This window comes from Thermosulfuriphilus sp. (genome assembly GCF_054026695.1).
Genome location: NZ_JBPMLP010000010.1, coordinates 1 through 19,899, shown reverse-complemented (window position 1 = coordinate 19,899; position 19,899 = coordinate 1). Strand labels below are relative to the sequence as shown.

Below are 19,899 nucleotides of genomic sequence, written 5' to 3'. Positions count from 1 at the left end.
TTTATGACCTCCTGGACAATAGGGGGAAGCCAATTTCTTCTCTCTTGCTGAGCCAGCCCTCAGCCACCTTTTTGGCCAGGGCCCGGACTCGGGCGATGTAGGTCGTGCGTTCGGCATGGCTTATAGCTTTGCGGGCATCAAGTAAGTTGAACGTATGGCTGCACTTAAGGCAGTAATCATAGGCTGGCAGTACAAGACCCAGATCCACTAGACGCAGGCATTCCCGCTCAAAGCGTTCGAAAAAATCTCGCAACATGGCCACATCGGCTTCTTCAAAGTTGTAGATAGAGTATTCTACTTCGGCTTGGTGGTGTACGTCCCCGTAAGTGATTCCCGGGGACCACTGGAGTTCAAAGACGTTGTCTATCCCTTGAAGATACATGGTGATGCGTTCAAGGCCGTAGGTTATCTCTACGGAGACCGGGTCACAGTCAATTCCCCCTACTTGCTGAAAGTAGGTAAACTGAGTGATCTCCATGCCGTCAAGCCAGACCTCCCAGCCCAGTCCCCAGGCTCCCAGGGTGGGAGACTCCCAGTCGTCTTCAACAAAGCGCACATCGTGATCCTCCAGCCTCAAACCAAAAGACCGAAGGCTGTCGAGGTAAAGCTCTTGGATATCATCTGGAGAAGGTTTGATGATGACCTGGTATTGATAGTAGTGCTGAAGGCGGTTGGGGTTTTCTCCGTAGCGACCATCGGCCGGGCGCCTAGAAGGCTGGACGTAGGCTACCTTCCAAGGCTCAGGCCCAAGAGAACGCAAAAAGGTGGCTGGATGAAAGGTACCTGCTCCCACCTCGGTATCATAGGGCTGGACGATAAGGCACCCCTTTTCCTTCCAGTATCGGTTGAGGGTCTCGATAACGTCTTGAAAATACATAACCAGCTCCTTGGCCGGGTATTTAGCTAATGATCCGGCAGGCGGCATTTTATATGGCCACAATCCGGAAGACAAGCAGATGTATTGTTACAGAGTAGATTTTCCCAAAGCCAGGGGGATGCCTTGACAGTTTTTTAGGGGCTGGTTAAATTGGCTCCACTCTTAAAGGCCCGGCGGTCCCATCGTCTAGTGGCCTAGGACACCGGCCTCTCACGCCGGAAACCGGGGTTCGAGTCCCCGTGGGACCGCCAATTTTTTCCATCCCATCCATAAAACCTTTCAGTTGTTTCAAAATCTAACCAAATACCCCCTAGTGTTACGCCTTTAAGGAAAAGTTCTTTTTGTGTCACCAGGCTTTCTCCAATAACATAAGCTTTTTCTTCGTCTTTTAATGATAGCATCTAATTGACAGTCTAATTTAATTAAGAAACCTTTAATAGTAAAGTTAATTTTCTCTTATTTCTTTTGGTGTTAGAGGTGATTATGCCCTATTCATATGCTGAATCTTTGTCCAAAACACTACCCGTTTCGGAATACCCTAAAATTGTTGCCTTCGTCCATCCTCGATTTGGCGATCTTTCTCATCACAAGGCGGTAGTTATGCCCCCTCCTTCTTGGCCTGGAACCTACACTCCCGAAACACCACTATTTATCCACCTTACGGTTACTGGTCGCTGTAATGCCCGTTGCAAGGGTTGTATTAATGCTGCCGTTACTTTGGGAGTGGATCGTCCTCGAAGCCACCTGGTTACCTCTCAGGAGACAGTGCCCGAGAGGGATGCCCGGGCTGTTTTGAACCTTGTCCGCCTAAGCCCAGAAGGGCCGGTCACTCTTTGTTTTTATGGCGGGGAGCCCTTTTTGGTGCCCCAAAAGATGGAGGCCATCGTTAGAATTATCTCTAAAGCGCCAGAAGCCCGGAGGATCCGCTACCTAGTCTATACCAACGGAATGCTTCTTGATCGTGCCTTAGATGAACATCCCTGGTTGATGGAGAGGATCTGGCTCTACTCTGTCTCCATTGATGGTGACGAGTCTCAACACAACCGGATAAGAAGGGGGACAAGGCTTTCGCAGATCGTGGCCAACCTAGAGAGGCTTAAATCTTTGGTTCCAGGCCGAGTGCTTCAGTGGTCCACCTTGCGAGAGGACCAGTCTCTTCTCAGATGTTTTGAGCAGTTTATGGAACTTTACGACAAAGGGCTGGCAGATTATTTCTTTTGGCATTGGGTAGAGACCCCTGATCCTCTGGAGGATCTGGTTGGCTATGGTCTTCGATACGAGAAAGATTTTTCCCAGGTTCTAGACATCTATCTTGATTATCTGGAGCAAGGCCGGATCCTGCCAATAATCCATCTAAATGAGCTTATCCTTTACGCCCTTTCCGGCCGCCAGCGGGGCCATACTGCCTGTGGAGTGGAGCTGGCCAGGAATTTTGATCTCGTCGATGGTCGGATCCACGCCTGTGCCGACCTGCCCCCTGAGTGGTCTCTGGGCAGTGTTGCCGATGACGGGAGCCTCATCTTTAAGGCCCCTCCAGACCTAAAGTCCCTGGTGGGCTACAGGGAAGGATTGGGTTGTGGCCGGTGCGGTGTCTTGGCCTACTGTGGTGGACGTTGTCCTGTCCAGGCTCTTACAGGTTCTCCAGAAAGGACCCTCCAATACTGCCAACTGATCAGGCTCCATATAGCCCTGGTCTTGGAACGTCTTCCCAGGATTGCTCAAGCCTTAAAGAGGGCTGGCTTAGGTCTTCAGGAGCTCTACGAACATTCGGCCTTTCTGGCTCCCTATACAGATGTTGTTCCCTAAAACCAGGTCTCTCTCTAGACCCTGACATTTTTGACGTAGGTCTCTAGGGCCTTGATTTCTGAGTTGAGCTGAGAGATGTGTTCTTTTTGCCTGAGGGCCTCTTCGGCGGCTTTCTGGCTTCTATAGGTTACCTCTTGGATTTTTTCGGTCACCAGTTCCGCTCTTTGAGAAGCATCGTGTAGATGGCGATTGATTTCGGAGACCGTGGCTGTCTGCTCTTCTACTGCGGCGGCGATGGTTTCAGAGATCTGGTTGATGGAGACAATGGTCTGGTAGATTTGGGCGATAGCCTCCACTGTCTGCTGGCTGTCATGCTGGATGTTGTTAATCATCTCAGTGATCTTCTCTGTGGCCAAGGCGGTCTGTTTGGCCAGCTCTTTGACCTCGCCGGCCACCACAGCAAAGCCTTTGCCGGCTTCCCCGGCCCGGGCAGCCTCAATGGTAGCGTTCAGCGCCAAGAGATTGGTCTGCTCAGCGATGGAGTTTATCAGCTTGACGATCTCTCCGATTTCCCTAGAGCTCTCCCCTAGGCGTTCGGCAAGATGGTTGGCATCTTTGATCTCCTCTTCGGCTCGATGGACGCTAACGGCAGCCTTTTGTGAATTATGGGAGATCTCCGTAATAGCCCGGGTCATCTCTTGGCTGGCGTTGTTTACCGATTGAATGTCAGAGGTTGTCTCCAATGAAAGGTCAGAGACCTTTTGGGCCTGGTTGTAAATTTCTTCATTTAAGTCGGTAACCTTTTCAGAAAGCAAGTCTACCTGGGTGCTCAGTTCATAAACTTTGGTAGAGACTTGCCTCAGGCGGATAACAAAGCCAGAGAAGAACTTTTGAATTTTCTTCAAAGAACAAAAAGATTTTCTGCTCTTGACAGATAATTCGGGCCTTAGGGGTTTGGGTTAAGTCCTGATTTTGGGCCAGAGAATCCATAAAATGGGCGACTTTTTTGTAAAAAAATCCCAGCTGGAAAAGGATGATCGATCTAATAATCGTGGCCATAAAGGCAATAAGAACAATTCCCAGGACGCCTTCGAAGGATAGCTTTTTAAGCCTATCATATCGATGATGCATCTCCTCAAATATATGGCTACTGAGGCTCTCTAAAGCCTTAGAGATTTCATCTCCAATGGCGTCCATCTCCTCCATAAGTTTGTAGCCCTGTTTGCTCCCTTGAGGATTTTTCAGGTTGAGGATCTCTGCGGCCAATCTTTTAAGCCTAGGCCAACGAGATTTAATTTCTTGGTAGAGCCTCCTTTCTTCTGGAGAGTGGATATGTTCAGAGAAAGACTCTAGATTTTTTTCGAAATCCTGGACAGCTTTAGCAAAATTGGCTTTTTCTTCCGGATCTCCTCCGATAAGATAATCATTAGGGGGCATGAGGGCCTCGTTTAAGGCAATTATGGTGGTCACCAACTCCTCTGTCCTGCTTCCTGAGAGGCTCTCGGCTGTCTTTATGTTGAAGAGAAGATAAGTCCCTAAGCCGATCATGATCAGAAAGGGGATCCAGGCCAAAATAACTATTAGATCCATTTTAGGTTGCTTCACGGTTTAGCCCTCTCGTTTAGGTTAGTTTATGTAGATTCAGAATTATTTAATTATTTGGTTAGTCTTGGAATTATTATAAGTTGTTCTATGATATCGGATTAGAGGAAGGGTTCTTTAAAATTTAATCTGTAATGATTCTGGGAGGTGATTTGATCCAAAGGTCTCGGTAGGAAGGGGCCCCTAAGGGCCCCTTAGAGAAAGAGTCGCTTGGCTTGAGGAAGGGCTACCAAGTCATGCTAATTCCGATGCCTCCATATAGGTAATCATGCTGGGGTTCCCAAGAAGTGGTCTCAATGACCTTTTTGGCGTCAGAGCTCAAGGCAAACCAATAACCTACCTGGGGGGTGACGGTGAAGTATTCCCCGACGGGAATACTTACGGCCACCGAAAGGTTGGCCGAATGCCAAGCAGAGTACTCATCGTTGGGGTTATCTGGGTCGGCGTAAGAGCCGGCGTCATCAGAGGCTTGATAGATGACGGTTGCCCCTAGATCAAGCCTGGCCTTATACCAGGGAAGAGCGAAGCTCTTGGCCGCCGAAAGCTCTATCCACCAGCCAGGGTAGTGAGAGACCTCCCGATAGATGGTCAAGTCAAAGTCGATACCGGTCAGCGGACAGGTGGCCGAAAGACCGGCATAGACTTCAAAAGAGTCATCCACGGCATCAAGGGCGTAGTAGATAGTTCCTACGTCAAGGCTGATCCCATAGGGAAGCTTGTCGTAGGTGTAACCCACGGTGAAGTCAGTCTCGCTCCAATCTGCCTGGCCCGCCTGCGGAGCAATGCCTCGGCCTTCATCATCTTCATTGGTATCGTAGTTACCCCAGACGTTTACATAGGCCCCTTTATAGGAGACGGTTAGTGAAGGCTCGATAACTACTGAGTCATTAGAAAGGGCATAGCCTCGCCAGATGTACTGAGAAAGCACATCTAACCCGGCCTCAGCCGAAGGCTTGTCTTGGCCCCAAGCCGGGGCCGAGGCCAGAAGGATGATTAAAGCCCCTAACCATGCACTCAACCGATAACGAACACCTACCATATTACACCTCCTTAAACGTTTTTGTGATGGGCACGTAACCTACAGGTTACGAATTTGTTACACAAGTAAAAAATTAGACAGCACTCTCTCCCCGTTCGCCGCTTCGGATACGCAGGGCATCCTGGACGTCGTAGACAAAGATCTTGCCGTCGCCGATCTCCCCAGTGCGAGCTGCTTCGGCAATGGTCTTGGTCAGGGCCTCGACCTCATCGTCTCGGCAGACGATCTCGAGCTTCACCTTAGGGAGTAGCTCTACCCGGTACTCTCGCCCGCGGAATTGTTCTACTAGACCGGCTTGGCGGCCGTGGCCCTCGATTCTGGTTACCGTGACCCCGGGATGCCCCACTTTGTTCAGGGCCTCAAGAACGTCGTTTAATCTCTCTGGCCTGATAATGGCCCGGATCTCCTTCATCTTGGCTACCTCCTTACTTTGCTTTTGGGGATAGAGAGGGGGGGCACCCCCCTCTCTATTAAGGTTAAGGGGTTTGGGGATTATTTTTTTAAGACTGACTGTTCATGGTGTAGAACTCCGGATAGGCCGGGGTGCCGTGCTCGATGAGATCAAGCCCCATGAGTTCCTCCTTGGGCTCTACCCGGATGCCCATGACCATATCGAGGACCTTGAAGAGGATAAGGCCGCAGCCAAAGGCCCAGGCAATCAGGGCTCCGGCTCCGATGAGCTGGGAGACAAACTGATCAATTCCGCCGCCGTAGAGGAGGCCTTTGACGAACGGGGGATCAATGGAATAGTTGCCATAGGTGCCGTCGGCAAAGATGCCTACGGCCAGAAGTCCCCAGATGCCGTTGAATCCGTGAACGGGAACCGCCCCGACAGGATCGTCTATCTTAAGGGCTTCCAAGAGATAGACTCCGGCAACGACAACAAATCCAGCCACTATCCCGATAGCCACAGCTGCCCATGACTCCACCCAGGCGCAAGGGGCAGTAATGGCCACCAAGCCGGCCAAGGCCCCATTTAAGGCCATGCCCAGATCAAAACGCTTAGTTTTGGCCAGGATGATGAGTAAGGCAGTGAGGGAGGCCGCCGAGGCCGCTAAGGTGGTGTTGACAGCGATCACCGAGATCCTCAGATGATGGGCCGAGAAGGTGGAACCGGGGTTAAACCCATACCAGCCAAACCAGAGAATAAAGGTCCCTAAAGCGGCCATCGGTAGGCTGTGGCCGGGAATGGCTCGGGGTTTTCCGTTTTTGTCAAATTTGCCGTAACGGGGGCCCAGGATAATAGCTCCAGCCAGACCAATGAAGCCACCAACGGCGTGGACAACTCCTGAGCCGGCAAAGTCAAGGTGTCCGAGACCATAAGGGAGCTTGGATAGCCAGCCGCTTCCCCAGACCCAATGGCCATAGACCGGATAAATAAAAAGGGTTATTACTGCCGAGTAGACGAGATAGGCCTGGAACTTGAGTCTTTCGGCCACGGCTCCGGAGACAATGGTGGCCGCAGTGGCCGCAAAGACCATCTGCCAGAAAAAAGTTAGGTAATTGCCCACATCGTAGCCGTCTCCGCTTAAAAAAAAGCCGGAGGTCCCCAGGAGGCCCTTCCAGTCCGCCCCCATCATGATACCAAAGCCCAAGGCCCAGAAGGCCAGAGAGCCAACCACAAAATCCATAACGTTTTTGGTAAAAAGATTGGTTACGTTTTTGGAACGACAGAACCCAGCCTCCACGCAGGCAAAACCAGCCTGCATAAACATGACCAGAAAGCCACAGATAAGGATCCAGACATAATCTACCGGAAGACCGGGATCAGACTTAAGCGTCTGGGCCCCGGTTGGATCGCCGGCCCAAGCCAAGGGGCCGGATAATGCTAACCAACCCAAAAGCCCCAAAGTCCATAAACGATGCCTCTTCATGATGAAACCTCCTCGCTGATGATTTCTGGCTTCTTCTCATAATCAAGACTTATGCCACAAAAGATCCAGGTTAAAAAAAGAACGTTGTATTCGGTGGTTATATAATGGAGAGTATGGGTAAGTCCTTATTTAGCCTGAAATCTTCCAATAATCTTACAAAGATGTAAGCTATGTCTTTCTGCTAAGTTACATAAATGTAAATTTATCGGTTCTTCTTGAGTGGAGGGCGTCCTCGACGGTGGGGAATAGCCGAGTGGAGTCCAAGCTTCTGGATGCGATAGCGGAGCTGCCGGAGGGTTAGGCCCAGATCCTTAGCGGCCCAGGTGAGGACCCATTGGTTTCGTTTAAGGGCCAGGAGGATCTCCCTGCGTTCTACCTCCCTTAAGGGTTGGCTTTCCATCTCCGGCAGAGGTTCTTCCTCGGGGAGACAACCCGGGTCTTTCTGGAGGAAGGGTTCTAGGTCTTCGGGCTCTATGGGGATCTTTTCGCAGACAATGGCCAGCCGTTCGATGATGTTTTCCATCTCCCGGATATTGCCTGGCCACGGATAACGAACAAGCCTCTCTATGGCTTTGGGGGTTAGGAGAATCCGGCGTCCATAGTCGAGGGTAGCCTTTTCGCAGAAGAAGTTGAGGAGCAGGGGGATATCTTCGGGGCGTTTTCTCAGGGGAGGAAGTTTAAGGGGAAAGACACTTAGACGGAAGTAAAGGTCGGCTCGAAACTCTCCCTTGGAGACGGCCTCCTCAAGGTTTCGGTTGGTGGCCGCGATGAGACGGACATCTATCTCTCTGGTCTTGGTGCTCCCCAGACGCTCAAACTCTCTTTCCTGGATAAACCGTAGGAGCTTGGCCTGGAGGGAAGGGGGAAGTTCTCCAATCTCATCAAGGAAGACCGTTCCGCCGTGGGCCTCTTCCAAACGACCGCTTTTGGAGGTCACGGCTCCGGTGAAGGCCCCTTTTTCATAGCCGAAAAGCTCAGCCTCAAGGAGGTTTTCGGGCAGGGCGGCGCAGTTGATCTTGACAAAGGGCTTTTCGGCTCGGGGGGAGAGCTCGTGGATGAGTCTGGCAGTCATGGTCTTTCCAGTCCCAGACTCCCCAAGCAGGAGTACCGTGGCCTTGGTGGGAGCTACTTTGCGGACCATCTCTAGGGTCCTCTGCATGAGGGGGCTTTTGCTGTGCCAGAAGAAACGTCTGAGCCGGCTCTTGAGCTCCTGGCGCAGGTTGAGGTTGTCTAGGCGAAGGAGCTTTTCTCGGGCCGCTATCTGCTGGTTGAGACTTACAAAATGGGCAATAAGGGCGGCTACGATCTTTAAAAACTTTATGTCCTCGGCTGGGTCAACGTCTTTGCCGAAGAGCTTGTCTACGGAGAGGACCCCGATGGGGTGCCTTTTAAGAATGATAGGGACGGCAATAAAAGAAAGCCGCTCCTTGGTTACAGAGCGGGCCCCGGTCTTGTTTAAAAAGAGGGGATCCGAGCGAACATCAGGGACTACGCAGGGCTGACCACTAGCAAAAACCTGGCCGGTAATCCCTTCGCCTACGGCATAGATCCCCCGCTGTTCTTCCTCGGGAGAAAGCCCATGAGAGGCCCGGATCACCAGTCTCTGGGTGCTCTCATCAAGCAAGGTAATGGTGGCTCGCTCCATGGCCAAGGTCTCGGAAAGGATGCCTAGGACCCTCCTTAGGGCCTTGTCTAGCTCCAGGACGTCGCTAATGACCTCGGAGATGGCGTAAAGGACTTCTAGCTCTAGGGCATCAAGAGATTTTACATTTTTGATATTAATTTGTTGCCCACTTTTTACATTTTCGTAAAGATCTTCTCTTTCCATCTCAGTTGGTCCTTGATAATCTCCTGGATTTCCATTTCTGTTAGGGGGCGGTTTTGGTGGCGTGAGGCCTGGCGGATAGCTTGGACTATGGTCTCAAGTTCCCCATCGGAGACGGAGATCCCCATTTGCCGAAGTTTGAGCCTTACGGCTGCCCGTCCGCTCTTTTTGCCCAGGGCCAGATGGCGCCGCAGACCTATGGCCCCTGGAGGAAAGGGTTCGTAGAGACGGGGATCTTGGCAGAGACCGTGGACATGGAGGCCTGTTTCGCAAAGAAAGAGCCCTCGGCCGACGATGGCCTTGTGGTCTGGAATTGGCTGGTTGGCGTGCCAGGCTACAAAGCGGCATAACTCGGCTAGTTTTTTCAGCCGATACTGTCGCTGGCCTCGCCGAAAATAAAGATAGGCGAGGACTTCCTCCAGGGCGGCGATTCCGGCCCTTTCCCCCAGACCGAGCACGGCCACATCCACCCACTCGGCTCCGGATTCCAGGGCGGCGATGGCGTTGGCTGTGGCTTGGCCAAAATCATTGTGTCCGTGGAAGGCAAGCTCTAGATCAGTGATGTTTTCTTTAAGCCAGCTGACAAGGGCGGCTACCTCCAGTGGGTTGAGGATTCCAAGGGTATCAGAGATCCTTATTCGCTGGGCCCCGGCTTCTTGGGCCGTCCAGGCGGCTTCAAGAAGCAAATCAGGCTCTGACTGGCTGGCATCCTCAAGACCCAAGGAGACGTAAACAAAGCTCTCCTTGGCTCGGGATATAAGCCTCCTTATGGTTTTGAGGGCCTCCTGGGGCTTAAGACCGAGCCTTTTCCTGAGGTGACCGGAGGAGATGGGGAGCCCAAGGTTGATTCGCTCTGGGCCCAGGCTCTCGGCTTCCCTAAGGTCATCTTCCCGCAACCTAGCCCAAAGACTGGCCTTTATTCCCTTTTTCCGAGATTCTCGGATAAGAAAAGAGACCTCTTCGCAACCGACCACTCCCAGCTCGACCTCTTCAATCCCTAGGGATTTAAGCCTTCGGAGGATCTCGATCTTGGTCTCCAGGCCAAAATAGACCCCAAAGCGTTGTTCCCCCTCTCTTAAGGTGCTGTCCAAGATCATCTCTCCATCCCTTCCCCTCAAATTTAAAAAGCAAAATAAGTTCCAAGAATTATTCTTCTTAAAAGAAATAAAAATCTGACAAAAAGGATTGTTTTGTCAGAAAAGGAGAGATTTGTCAGTTTAATGTCACAATTAATTGAAGGTTTCAGAAAATGAAAAAAGAACGTCCTTTAAGCATGTTAGATCTTAGGAAGGCTTTTGGCATAAGTATTGCCTAGGTTGTTCGGTCAAAATCAGCAATCGTCAAAACAAAAGATAAGGGAGGTTAGTTTAAATGAGGAAAATCGCTATCTATGGCAAGGGCGGTATCGGTAAATCTACGACCACCCAGAATACAGTTGCTGGTCTGGTAGAGATGGGCAAGAAGGTCATGGTAGTTGGTTGTGATCCTAAGGCCGATTCAACCAGGCTTCTCCTTGGGGGGCTGGCCCAGAAGAGCGTTCTCGATACCCTCAGGGAAGAAGGTGAGGATGTTGATCTTGATGATATCCGCAAGGTTGGCTTTGGGGGGACTCTTTGTGTGGAGTCCGGAGGGCCGGAGCCCGGGGTAGGGTGTGCCGGTCGGGGGATCATAACCTCTATTAATCTCCTTGAATCCCTGGGGGCTTACGATGAAAGCGAGGGGCTTGATTACGTCTTTTATGATGTCTTGGGAGACGTGGTCTGCGGGGGCTTTGCCATGCCCATTCGTGAGGGCAAGGCTCAAGAGATCTACATCGTCTGCTCCGGTGAGATGATGGCCATGTATGCGGCCAACAACATTTGCAAAGGGGTGCGCAAGTTTGCCGAGGCCGGTGGGGTCCGGCTTGGGGGGCTCATCTGTAACAGCCGGAAGGTTGAAAATGAAGAGGAACTCATCAAGGCCTTTGCCAAGAAGCTTGGCACCCAGATGATCTACTTCTTGCCCCGGGACAACATGGTCCAGAAGGCCGAGATTAATCGGAAGACCGTCATTGATTACGATCCAAACTGTGAAATGGCCCAGCATTATCGCAACCTGGCCAAGGCCATCGATGAAAATGACATGTTTGTCATCCCCCAGCCTATGCATACAGACGAGTTGGAAAAACTCCTCATGGAGTACGGAATTCTCGATTAGGCGTCAACCAAGCGTCTAAAGCCAATTTTTTAAGGAGGAAAGAAGAGATGATTATGGTCAGAGCCATTGTCAGGCCGGAGAAAAGTGCCGAAGTCATGCAGGCCCTACTTGAAGCCGGTTATCCGGCAGTGACCAAGATTGAAGTCGCCGGTCGCGGCAAACAGCGAGGTATCCGCCTAGGAGACGTCATCTATGATGAGCTTCCCAAGGAGATGCTCATGGTGGTGGTACCTGACGAGGAAAAGGATTTCGTCATCCAGGCCATCCTTCAGAGCGCCCGCACGGGAGACAAAGGAGCCTATGGAGACGGGAAGATATTCGTCAGTCCGGTGGAAGAGGTCTATACCATCAGCTCCGGGACGAAAGAAGCTTAAAGGGAGGCAGAGATGAAAGAAGTGCTGGCCGTGATTCGGATGAACAAGATCAACCAGACAAAAAAGGCCTTGGTGGAGGCTGGCTTTCCGGCCTTCCATGCCGTAAAGGCCATGGGTCGGGGCCGCCGACCGGTAGATTTCAAATACATCGAAGCCCTCAATGAGGATCCTGAAGACAGTGCCGATGCCCTGGCCGTTTTGGCCCAAGGGCCCCGCCTTATCCCCAAGCGGATGATCAGTCTGATTGTCCCTGATGATAAGGTTCCAGCGGTCATCCAGACGCTCATCAAGATCAACCAGACTGGGAATCCTGGAGACGGCAAGATCTTCGTTATGCCTGTCTCTGATGTCATTAGGGTTAGGACCGGGGAGTCCGGTGAGAAGGCAATCGACGAGATGACCGGTCAGTAGGTTTTTTAAAGGAGGGAGATCAATGACAGAATTGAGATTGAAAAAGGCCCCGGCTGTTGATCCACAGCAGGTGGTAGAAGAAATCGTCAACCTCTATCCACCCAAGGTGGCCAAAAAGAGGCGTAAGCACATCATTGTCCGCGATCCTTCAAAGGAACAACAAATAGAGGCCAATGTCCGTACCGTTCCCGGGATTATTACCCAACGGGGGTGTTGCTATGCCGGTTGTAAAGGGGTGGTCATCGGCCCCATTGTGGACATGGTTCACATTGTCCATGGCCCTATTGGGTGTGCCTTTTATTCTTGGGCCACCAGACGCAATCAGGGGCGCCCCCGTGAAGATGGCCATTTTTATCTTCACTACTGTTTCTCTACCGACATGCAAGAGGATGACATCATCTTTGGCGGGGAGAAGAAGCTGCGGACAGCCATAGAGGAGGCCTACCGAATCTTTAAACCCAAGGCCATCAGTGTTCATGCCACCTGTCCAGTAGGGCTCATCGGCGATGATATCCAGACCATCGCCAAGGAGATGAGCCAGAAGCTGGGCATTCAGGTGGTGGCCTTTAACTGCGAAGGCTATCGGGGAGTTTCTCAGTCTGCCGGCCACCATATCGCCAACAATGGTCTCTTCAAACACATCGTCGGCCTCGATGATATCGAGGAAGAAGGCTATACCGTCAACTGCCTCGGTGAATATAACATCGGGGGAGATGCTTGGGAGATTGAGCGAATCCTTGAGCGTTGCGGTATTAAAGTGCTTTCTACCTTCAGCGGTAACGCCTCCTATGATGAACTCCGGCGAGCCCACATGGCCCAACTGAATCTCGTCCAGTGCCATCGGTCCATAAATTACATGGCCGAGATGATGGAGACCCGTTTTGGCATTCCCTGGATGAAGGTCAACTTCATCGGGGTCAAGGCCACCTCTAAGACTTTGAGAAAACTGGCCCGATTTTTTGATGATCCCAGGCTCACTGAACGTATTGAGCAGGTAATTGCTGAGGAGGAAGCCGAGGCCGAACGCCAGATTGCTCCCTACAGGAAGCGACTTCAGGGCAAAACAGCCATGCTCTTTGTCGGTGGTTCCCGCTCCCATCACTATCAGGATCTCTTCCGGGATTTGGGGATGGAGACCATTGTTGCCGGCTACGAGTTTGCCCACCGAGACGATTACGAAGGTCGTCAGGTCCTTCCCTTTATCAAAATAGATGCTGATAGCCGCAATATCGAGGAGCTTCATGTAGAGCCGGATCCGGAGAGGTTTCGCTTGCGGAAGCCAGAGGAAATCCTTGAGCGTCTCAAGGAAGCCGGAATCATCGACTACTACGAGGGCATGATACCGGATATGACCCCAGGGAGTATTGTGATCGATGACATCAGCCACATCGAGCTGGAGATCCTCATTCGGCGTTTTAAACCAGATATAGTCTGCTCCGGCATCAAAGATAAATACATCATTGAGAAGTTCGGTATCCCCTCAAAACAGCTTCACAACTACGATTACAGCGGCCCTTATGCCGGCTATCGAGGGGCAGTCAACTTCGCTCGTGAAATCGACATGATGATCAACAATCCGGCCTGGAGCTACATCAGACCTCCTTGGAAGAAGGCCCCGGTGCTCAAGGCCGAGCCAGTGGCCCCTTAAAGGCCATAGACCAAAGATTTTTCGGAAGGAGAGCAAAGCCATGCTTGATATGACCCCTAAAGAGATTGTTGAGCGTTCTGCCCTGCGCATCAATCCAGCCAAGACTTGTCAGCCCATTGGGGCCATGTATGCTGCTCTGGGGATACACCGCTGTCTTCCCCACAGCCATGGTAGCCAGGGATGTTGTGCCTACCACCGGAGCCATCTCACCAGGCACTACCGGGAGCCAGTGGTGGCGGCCACCAGCTCCTTTACCGAGGGAGCGGCAGTTTTTGGGGGAGGCGGCAATCTCCGCCAGGCTCTAAGGACTATCTTCAAGGTCTATGATCCCGATGTGGTCGCCGTTCACACAACCTGCCTTTCGGAGACCATTGGTGATGATCTTCCTTCTATTATCAAAAAGGCCCGGGAAGACGGGCTTATCCCTGAAGGCAAGTGGGTCATCCATACTAATACTCCGAGTTATGTCGGCTCCCACGTAACGGGCTTCTCCAACATGGTCAAGTCCATGGTGGATTACTTCTCCCGGACAGGGGAGCCCAAGGAGCATATAAACCTTATCCCCGGCTTTGTTGAGCCGGCGGACATGCGGGAGCTGAAGGCCATCTTAGTCGCCTTCGGTCTAGAGGGAACGGTTTTCCCGGATACATCAGACGTCCTCGATACCCCTCAGAGCGGGGATTACCAGATGTATCCCAAGGGGGGAGTTACCGTGGCCGAGCTTGAGGCTACGGGCTCAGCCCGGGCTACCCTGGCCCTTGGCCCCTGGGCTTCAGAAGCGGCGGCTAAGGCCCTTGAGACCAAGTGTGGTGTGCCCTTTAAAGTCCTTGATCTGCCGATTGGTGTGGCCGCTACTGATCGTCTTCTGGAAGCCATCATGGATCTGACCGGTCTTGAGCCTCCCCAGAGCCTGGTCGATGACCGGGGGCGTCTTATCGACATCATGACCGACATGCAGCACTACCTCTATGGGAAGAAGGTGGCCGTCTTTGGAGATCCAGATCAGGTAATCTCGCTTACCGAATTCCTGACGAGCTGTGGGATGCGACCGATCCATGTCCTTACCGGGACGCCGGGCAAAAGGTTTGAGCTCCGCATAAGAGGCATCCTTAAGGAGATCTCTCCGGGGGCCAATGTCCGCGCTGGAGGAGACCTTTTTCTCCTTCACCAGTGGATCAAGAATGATCCGGTTGATCTCCTCATTGGCAACACCTACGGGAAGTATATTGCCCGGGCCGAAGATGTCCCCTTTGTTCGTTTTGGCTTCCCTATCCTGGACCGTGTCGGCCATACCTACTTCCCTACTGTGGGCTATCGCGGGGGGATGTATCTCCTTAGCCAGATTGTAAATGCCCTTCTTGACCGTCAGGATCGTGAAGATCCTGAGGAGTCTTTTGAGCTGGTCATGTAGGAGGATTTATGCCGGCAGTTATTTTTGAGGAAAGAAAGGACCAGATTTATACCAAGGGGGAAGAGCCCTTCCGGATTGTCTGTAATCGGGAGAGTCTGGCCGGGGCGGTCAGCCAGAGGGCCTGTGTCTTCTGTGGCTCCCGGGTGGTGCTTTATCCTGTAGCCGATGCCCTGCACCTGGTCCATGGTCCCATTGGTTGTGCGGCCTATACATGGGATATCCGGGGAGCTCTTTCCTCTGGCCCGGAGCTCCACCGCCTGAGCTTCTCCACCGACCTTACTGAGCGTGATGTCATTTTTGGCGGTGAGGAGAAGCTCTACCGAAGCCTAAAGGAGCTCTTTGCCAGACATCGTCCTAGGGCGGCCTTTGTCTACTCCACCTGCATTGTAGGGATCATCGGCGATGACCTTGAGGCCGTAGCCAAGAGGGTAGAGCAGGAGGAGGGGATCCCGGTAATCCCCGTTCAGTCCGAAGGTTTTAAGGGCAACAAACGGGCTGGCTATAATGCCGCCTGTCGGGCTCTTTTTCGCCTTGTGGGTACGGGAGATCCCTCTGGGATCTCCCCCCTGAGTATTAACATCCTTGGTGATTTTAACCTGGCCGGTGAGATCTGGATCATCAAAGACTACTACCAGCGAATGGGCCTTGAGGTGGTGGCCACCATTACCGGAGATGGACGGGTGGATGATATCCGCCGAGCCCATGGGGCGGCTCTCAACGTTGTCCAATGTTCAGGGGCCACCCTGGATCTAGCCCGAATGATGGAGAAGACCTACGGAATTCCCTATGTTCGGGTCTCCTACTTTGGGGTCGAAGACATGGCCGAGGCCCTCTATGTAGTGGCTGATCACTTTAAGGATCAGGCCGTCCTTCAGCGGACCAAGGAGCTCATCCAGGAGGAGCTCAAAGTTCTCTACCCCCGTCTGAAGGAGTTCCGGAAGGCTCTGGCTGGCAAAAAGGCGGCTATCTACGTTGGAGGGGCCTTTAAGGCCTTTTCCCTGGTCAAGGCCTTTCGTCTTCTGGGGATGAAGGTCGTCTTGGTGGGCTCCCAGACCGGCACTGAGGAAGACTACCGGGAACTTGCTGCAATTACCGATCCGGGAACGATCATCGTCGATGACTCTAATCCTCTAGAGCTTTCCACCTTCCTTAAAGAAAAGGAGGTGGACATCTTTGTCGGTGGGGTCAAAGAGCGGCCCATTGCCTACAAGCTCGGGGTGGGGTTTTGCGATCACAACCATGAACGCAAGCTTCCCCTGGAGGGATTTGTGGGCATGTATAACTTCGCCCGCGAGGTCTACAACACCGTCATGAGCCCGGTCTGGCGCTTTGTTCCTCGCCGGGCGGAAAAGACTCGGAGCTTTTTCAGATAAGGAGGGAGATATTATGTGTTGTTCTAGTCAATCCCATCATGGTCATCATGCCTGCAAACGCAGACTCTGGATGAATCGCCTTCTGGCGGCCAAGGAACAGCGAGGGCTTTCTTTTTCTGAGCTGGCCGAATCCTTGGGAAGGGATAAGGTTTGGGTGGCCGCTCTTTTTTACGGTCAGGCTACGGCTAGCCGGGAGGAAGCCGAAAAATTAAGGGAGATCCTCGATCTCGAAGAAGAGGTGGTCTCCTGTATCCAGAGGCCTCCATATCGCGGACGACTTCTGGAGGAGGTCCCCAGGGATCCACTGGTTTATCGTCTCTACGAGATAATGCTGGTCTATGGTCCGGCCATCAAGGCGGTAATAAACGAGGAGTTTGGAGACGGCATCATGAGCGCCATAGACTTCTCCATCGATATCCAAAAAAAATCGTCTCCGGCCGGAGACCGGGTGAGGCTGGTCCTGGAAGGTAAATTCTTGCCCTATAAAAAGTGGTAACAAGCCCCTTTAAGGCCCTAGTAGCCCCGAAAGACCTTTAAAAAACAGGGAGTGAGGAGGATGAGATGACGTTAGCTAGAGGTGTCTTCACAGAAAAGCGTCTTCATCGGGACTATGTCTCCACCACCAATGCCTGCAAGCTCTGCATGCCTCTGGGGGCAACCTTGGCCTTCAGGGGCATCGAGGGAGCTGTCCCCTTTCTTCATGGTTCCCAGGGATGCGCTACCTATATGAGGCGTTACATAATCAGCCATTTTCGCGAGCCCATGGATATCGCCTCCTCCTCCCTTGGAGAAAAACACGCCGTCTACGGCGGGGGCCCGAATCTTAAGCTGGGCATTATGAATGTGGCCAACAAGTACCAGGCCAAACTCATCGGTATTGCCAGCACCTGCCTCACGGAGACCATCGGAGACGATGTCCCCATGATTCTTAAAGAGTTTCAGCGGGAAACCGGACTTTGTTTTGATGGTCGTAGGGCCCCTTATATCGTCTTTGCCGCCACTCCCAGCTACTCTGGTACCCATAAAGACGGCTTCCTAGCCGCCACCAAGGCCCTTATTAAGGGCATTTGTCGCCCGGAGGCCCCTTCAGGGCCAGAGGTTGGTATCTTCCCGGGCTTGGTCTCTCCGGCCGATATCCGCCATCTGAAGGATATCCTTTCTGACTTTGGTCTCTCCGGGATCGTTATTCCTGATATCTCTGACCCTTTGGATGCTCCGGCCACCGACGACTACCAGAAGATCCCCCCTGGGGGGACTCCTCTTTCGGCGATTGAATCCCTGGCCAAGGCCCGGGCCTTTTTAGAGCTTGGCCGAATGGTTTCGGGGGAACGGAGCCCGGGGAGCATCCTCAAAGAAGGCTTTGGGGTGAGGCTTTACAGCCTAGGGCTTACTATTGGCCTCCGGGAAACAGACACCTTCTTTAAGGCCCTTTCGGAGATCTCCGGCAGCCCCATTCCTCGAAGATACGTCCTTGAGAGGGGCCGCCTAGTAGACGCCATGGTTGATGCCCACAAGTATCTTTTTGGCCAGAAGGTGGTCATCTATGGGGAGGAAGATCTCGTCATTGGGTTGACGAGTTTTTTGGTCGAGCTGGGGGCCAAGCCGGTTATCTGCGCCACCGGGGATTGTAACCGCGGCTTCGCAGAGAAAATCCAGACCCTTACCACCGGCCTGCTCCCTGAACCACCACGGGTAATTACGGGGGTGGATTTCTACGAGCTGGCCGCGGTCTGCGAGGATCATCCCCCTGATATTCTGATCGGCAACAGCAAGGGCTACCACTTGGCCCGGAGACTGGGAATCCCCCTTATAAGGGTGGGGTTTCCTATCCATGACCGCCTTGGGGCCCAAAGGATCCTTCATTTGGGCTACAGAGGGGCCCTGGAGCTCCTTGACCGCCTTGTAAACACTATCATCGGCCTGAGACAAGAGTCTTCGGCTGTTGGCTATACCTATATCTAAGATGGTTTCTGTAAAGTGGAGGAAAGAGATGAAGGAACACAGCGTTGATATCAGCCGTCATCCCTGTTTTAACGTAGCAGTTAAAGGAAAATTCGGCCGGCTACACCTTCCGGTGGCCCCTAAATGTAATATAAAATGCAATTACTGTAATAGAAAATATGACTGTCTTAATGAAAGTCGCCCTGGTGTGAGTAGCCAGATCCTTTCGCCTTTTCAGGCCCTGGTCTATCTGGAGAAGGTCTTGGAGAAGGAGCCCCGGATTACTGTAGTCGGCATTGCCGGACCGGGAGATCCCATGGCTAATCCCGGGGCCACTCTCGAGACCTTAAGGCTTATTAGGGAGAGGTTCCCGGAGATGATTCTCTGCCTGGCGACCAATGGTTTGGCTCTCCCGGCCTATCTTGATGATCTGGCCGCTCTTTCTGTCTCCCACGTCACGGTGACCGTCAACGCTGTTTCGGCCGAGGTCGGGGCCAGGATTTATGCCTGGGTGAGGGACGGCAAGGTTGTCTATCGGGGGCAAAAAGGGGCGGCGCTTCTTCTTGAGCGCCAGCTTGAGGCTATAGCTGGTCTTAAGGCTCGAGATATCCTGGTCAAGGTAAACAGTATTGTCATTCCGGGGATAAACGATGACCATATTCTTAAGGTAGCCGAAGAGATGGCTAGGCTGAGGGTAGATATGCTCAACTGTATGCCTATGTATCCCACTAGAGAGACACCCTTTGAGGCCCTCGGTGAGCCTTCTGCCGAACTTATGGCTAAGATAAGGGCCGCTGCTGAAAAGTATCTCCCCCAGATGCGCCATTGTGCCCGCTGCCGGGCCGATGCCGCCGGGCTTCTGGGAGAAGATAGGTCTTTGGAGTTAAGCCTCTGTCTGGCTGACTGCGCCAGCCTGCCGCTCAGGGGCAAGGAAGATCGCCCTTATGTGGCCGTGGCCAGCCGAGAGGGGCTTTTAGTCAACCTTCACCTAGGAGAGGCCACAGGATTTCAGATCTGGGCTGAGCGGGAAGGACGCTTTGAGTTCATTGAAGAGCGTCCGGCGCCAAGACCCGGCGGGGGACTTAAACGCTGGATGGCCCTGGCCGAGATCCTCAGGGACTGTCGGGCAGTGCTTGTCTCCGGTTTGGGAGACAATCCCCGTTGCGTTCTAGAGGAAGCCGGCATTAAAGCCTATGAGATGACGGGTTTCATCGAGGAGGGTCTTCGAGCCATCTATTCTGGCCAGAACCCGGAGATTTTTAAAGGGCGGAGGAAAGGGTGTTCTGGCGGTTGCCGGGGAGGCGGTGGGATCGGTTGCCTTTAGAGAACCACGGATCTAATAACACGGATCTAAATAGACGGGGCGGGGAGGCCCCCGCCCACATCAGTTTGCCCCAAAAAAACAAGAAAAGATAATATCCTAATTTCTGGATTTAGCCTGCCTCCTCAGGCCTATTAGCCCCAAGAGACCTGATCCGAGGAGGAATATGCCTCCAAAAACAGACCAATCCATTCTAGTTGAAAGCCATTGAATAGTTAGCTGTCCAAGGGGCTTTTTACTTGGAGAAGGTTCCTGCGTGCC

At 52.6% G+C, this 19,899-nt stretch carries 18 protein-coding genes and 1 tRNA gene; 11 read left to right on the top strand and 8 right to left on the bottom strand.

Annotated elements, in window-relative coordinates; translation table 11 throughout:
- Position 1: 1 nt before the first annotated feature.
- Positions 2-877 (bottom strand): glycine--tRNA ligase subunit alpha, encoded by an 876-nt coding sequence (gene glyQ, locus ACXJJX_RS01790; RefSeq protein ID WP_456431309.1) that lies wholly within the window; start codon positions 875-877, stop codon positions 2-4.
- A gap of 175 nt (positions 878-1,052) precedes the next feature.
- Here glyQ and ACXJJX_RS01785 point away from each other — a divergent pair.
- Positions 1,053-1,128: transfer RNA gene (locus tag ACXJJX_RS01785), tRNA-Glu, on the top strand.
- A 232-nt stretch (positions 1,129-1,360) separates the two neighbouring features.
- Positions 1,361-2,683, top strand: a complete 1,323-nt coding sequence (locus ACXJJX_RS01780; RefSeq protein ID WP_456431308.1) for a radical SAM protein — start codon at positions 1,361-1,363, stop codon at positions 2,681-2,683.
- Between the two features lie 14 nt (positions 2,684-2,697).
- Here the strand turns inward: ACXJJX_RS01780 and ACXJJX_RS01775 are convergent, their stop codons facing one another.
- From ACXJJX_RS01775 to ACXJJX_RS01745, 7 genes are all read right to left on the bottom strand, one after another.
- On the bottom strand, positions 2,698-3,438 hold the full coding sequence (locus ACXJJX_RS01775; protein ID WP_456431306.1) for a methyl-accepting chemotaxis protein: 741 nt from the start codon (positions 3,436-3,438) through the stop codon (positions 2,698-2,700).
- 19 nt (positions 3,439-3,457) lie between these two features.
- Entirely contained in the window at positions 3,458-4,228 is a 771-nt protein-coding gene (locus tag ACXJJX_RS01770; protein WP_456431304.1) for a CHASE3 domain-containing protein, read from the bottom strand.
- A gap of 223 nt (positions 4,229-4,451) precedes the next feature.
- Entirely contained in the window at positions 4,452-5,264 is an 813-nt protein-coding gene (locus tag ACXJJX_RS01765) for a TorF family putative porin (RefSeq protein ID WP_456431302.1), read from the bottom strand.
- A 73-nt stretch (positions 5,265-5,337) separates the two neighbouring features.
- A complete protein-coding gene (locus ACXJJX_RS01760; protein ID WP_456431300.1) occupies positions 5,338-5,676 on the bottom strand; it encodes a P-II family nitrogen regulator in 339 nt (112 codons plus the stop codon).
- 88 nt (positions 5,677-5,764) lie between these two features.
- Positions 5,765-7,138 (bottom strand): ammonium transporter, encoded by a 1,374-nt coding sequence (locus ACXJJX_RS01755; RefSeq protein ID WP_456431298.1) that lies wholly within the window; start codon positions 7,136-7,138, stop codon positions 5,765-5,767.
- Positions 7,139-7,340: 202 nt separating this feature from the next.
- A complete protein-coding gene (locus ACXJJX_RS01750) occupies positions 7,341-8,966 on the bottom strand; it encodes a sigma 54-interacting transcriptional regulator (protein WP_456431296.1) in 1,626 nt (541 codons plus the stop codon).
- Positions 8,936-10,060, bottom strand: coding sequence for a LeuA family protein (locus ACXJJX_RS01745; protein ID WP_456431294.1), 1,125 nt, complete (start codon positions 10,058-10,060; stop codon positions 8,936-8,938). The genes ACXJJX_RS01750 and ACXJJX_RS01745 overlap by 31 nt, the downstream gene beginning before the upstream one ends.
- A gap of 274 nt (positions 10,061-10,334) precedes the next feature.
- On the opposite strand from ACXJJX_RS01745, the gene nifH reads away from it, so the two are divergent.
- The 9 genes from nifH to ACXJJX_RS01700 all read left to right on the top strand — a co-directional run bounded on the left by nifH (position 10,335) and on the right by ACXJJX_RS01700 (position 19,641).
- Positions 10,335-11,159, top strand: coding sequence for a nitrogenase iron protein (nifH, locus tag ACXJJX_RS01740; protein ID WP_456431292.1), 825 nt, complete (start codon positions 10,335-10,337; stop codon positions 11,157-11,159).
- Positions 11,160-11,206: 47 nt separating this feature from the next.
- Complete coding sequence (locus ACXJJX_RS01735) at positions 11,207-11,533, top strand: P-II family nitrogen regulator (protein ID WP_456431290.1); 327 nt, start codon at positions 11,207-11,209, stop codon at positions 11,531-11,533.
- Positions 11,534-11,545: 12 nt separating this feature from the next.
- Complete coding sequence (locus ACXJJX_RS01730; RefSeq protein ID WP_456431288.1) at positions 11,546-11,944, top strand: P-II family nitrogen regulator; 399 nt, start codon at positions 11,546-11,548, stop codon at positions 11,942-11,944.
- 22 nt (positions 11,945-11,966) lie between these two features.
- Positions 11,967-13,592, top strand: coding sequence for a nitrogenase molybdenum-iron protein alpha chain (nifD, locus tag ACXJJX_RS01725; RefSeq protein WP_456431286.1), 1,626 nt, complete (start codon positions 11,967-11,969; stop codon positions 13,590-13,592).
- A gap of 40 nt (positions 13,593-13,632) precedes the next feature.
- Complete coding sequence (gene nifK, locus ACXJJX_RS01720) at positions 13,633-15,003, top strand: nitrogenase molybdenum-iron protein subunit beta (RefSeq protein WP_456431284.1); 1,371 nt, start codon at positions 13,633-13,635, stop codon at positions 15,001-15,003.
- 8 nt (positions 15,004-15,011) lie between these two features.
- Positions 15,012-16,376, top strand: a complete 1,365-nt coding sequence (nifE, locus tag ACXJJX_RS01715; protein WP_456431282.1) for a nitrogenase iron-molybdenum cofactor biosynthesis protein NifE — start codon at positions 15,012-15,014, stop codon at positions 16,374-16,376.
- Between the two features lie 70 nt (positions 16,377-16,446).
- Positions 16,447-16,872: a cyanase gene (gene cynS, locus ACXJJX_RS01710; protein WP_456431320.1), complete on the top strand. Its 426-nt coding sequence runs from the start codon at positions 16,447-16,449 to the stop codon at positions 16,870-16,872.
- A gap of 65 nt (positions 16,873-16,937) precedes the next feature.
- On the top strand, positions 16,938-18,338 hold the full coding sequence (locus ACXJJX_RS01705) for a nitrogenase component 1 (RefSeq protein WP_456431280.1): 1,401 nt from the start codon (positions 16,938-16,940) through the stop codon (positions 18,336-18,338).
- A gap of 28 nt (positions 18,339-18,366) precedes the next feature.
- Positions 18,367-19,641, top strand: a complete 1,275-nt coding sequence (locus ACXJJX_RS01700) for a radical SAM protein (RefSeq protein WP_456431278.1) — start codon at positions 18,367-18,369, stop codon at positions 19,639-19,641.
- Positions 19,642-19,899: the final 258 nt, after the last annotated feature.

Coding starts and splice junctions, on each gene's coding strand:
- nifH (WP_456431292.1), top strand. CDS start 10,335: ATGAGGAAAATCGCTATCTATGGCAAGGGCGGTATCGGTAAATCTACG.
- ACXJJX_RS01780 (WP_456431308.1), top strand. CDS start 1,361: ATGCCCTATTCATATGCTGAATCTTTGTCCAAAACACTACCCGTTTCG.
- ACXJJX_RS01730 (WP_456431288.1), top strand. CDS start 11,546: ATGAAAGAAGTGCTGGCCGTGATTCGGATGAACAAGATCAACCAGACA.
- cynS (WP_456431320.1), top strand. CDS start 16,447: ATGAATCGCCTTCTGGCGGCCAAGGAACAGCGAGGGCTTTCTTTTTCT.
- ACXJJX_RS01750 (WP_456431296.1), bottom strand. CDS start 8,966: ATGGAAAGAGAAGATCTTTACGAAAATGTAAAAAGTGGGCAACAAATT.
- ACXJJX_RS01735 (WP_456431290.1), top strand. CDS start 11,207: ATGATTATGGTCAGAGCCATTGTCAGGCCGGAGAAAAGTGCCGAAGTC.
- ACXJJX_RS01755 (WP_456431298.1), bottom strand. CDS start 7,138: ATGAAGAGGCATCGTTTATGGACTTTGGGGCTTTTGGGTTGGTTAGCA.
- glyQ (WP_456431309.1), bottom strand. CDS start 877: ATGTATTTTCAAGACGTTATCGAGACCCTCAACCGATACTGGAAGGAA.
- ACXJJX_RS01705 (WP_456431280.1), top strand. CDS start 16,938: ATGACGTTAGCTAGAGGTGTCTTCACAGAAAAGCGTCTTCATCGGGAC.
- ACXJJX_RS01700 (WP_456431278.1), top strand. CDS start 18,367: ATGAAGGAACACAGCGTTGATATCAGCCGTCATCCCTGTTTTAACGTA.
- nifK (WP_456431284.1), top strand. CDS start 13,633: ATGCTTGATATGACCCCTAAAGAGATTGTTGAGCGTTCTGCCCTGCGC.
- nifD (WP_456431286.1), top strand. CDS start 11,967: ATGACAGAATTGAGATTGAAAAAGGCCCCGGCTGTTGATCCACAGCAG.
- ACXJJX_RS01760 (WP_456431300.1), bottom strand. CDS start 5,676: ATGAAGGAGATCCGGGCCATTATCAGGCCAGAGAGATTAAACGACGTT.
- ACXJJX_RS01765 (WP_456431302.1), bottom strand. CDS start 5,264: ATGGTAGGTGTTCGTTATCGGTTGAGTGCATGGTTAGGGGCTTTAATC.
- ACXJJX_RS01745 (WP_456431294.1), bottom strand. CDS start 10,060: ATGATCTTGGACAGCACCTTAAGAGAGGGGGAACAACGCTTTGGGGTC.
- nifE (WP_456431282.1), top strand. CDS start 15,012: ATGCCGGCAGTTATTTTTGAGGAAAGAAAGGACCAGATTTATACCAAG.